At 31.4% G+C, this 555-nt stretch carries 1 protein-coding gene; it reads left to right on the plus strand.

Annotated features, from left to right (window positions below; all coding sequences use genetic code 11):
* Positions 1–448: hypothetical protein (locus tag K1X16_RS17935; protein ID WP_225037439.1), on the plus strand; the 448-nt coding region annotated here is incomplete at its 5' end.
* Positions 449–555 lie beyond the last annotated feature (107 nt).

Raw genomic sequence — 555 nt, forward strand, 5'->3', positions numbered from 1 at the left:
AGCAGTAGTAATGTTAGTAGTTGGAATAACTGTTTTTCTTGTTGCATTTGGAGACCATACAAATAGAACGAATTTTAAAATTTATTCTGCAAACAAGAAACAATGTGTGACTATCATTACGCAAGGAAAAATGAGGTATTTTATAAATGGAGAACACAATTCTGTTCCGAAAACGGAATATATAAAAATTGACAAAAGTGGAATTCCTCTTATTGGAGACGAAATCGGAATTTGTTGGAAAAATGAAAATTACGAATGGGAAATCGTAAATCACCAATCAAAAATTATTGACGTGAAATTAGACACGTTGAAATTTAAATTCAATACAAGTTGGGAAAAAGATAAACACGGAATCCCGAATACGAAAAAGTACATTAAACCGAATTGTGGAACGATAGGACTTTTGAATATGAAAACATACGATGAAACTATAATACTGGAAAATTGAACTGAATAAAAAACGATTTTACAACACCGTGTATAATTAATTGCTTGGTTCTTCCCTACTTGCGAATATTCCTGCGGAATATTCACAGGTTCGTAAAAGTTTGCTAA

Origin of the sequence: Winogradskyella sp. SM1960 (assembly GCF_020179375.1) — a bacterium.
GTDB lineage: Bacteria > Bacteroidota > Bacteroidia > Flavobacteriales > Flavobacteriaceae > Winogradskyella > Winogradskyella marina.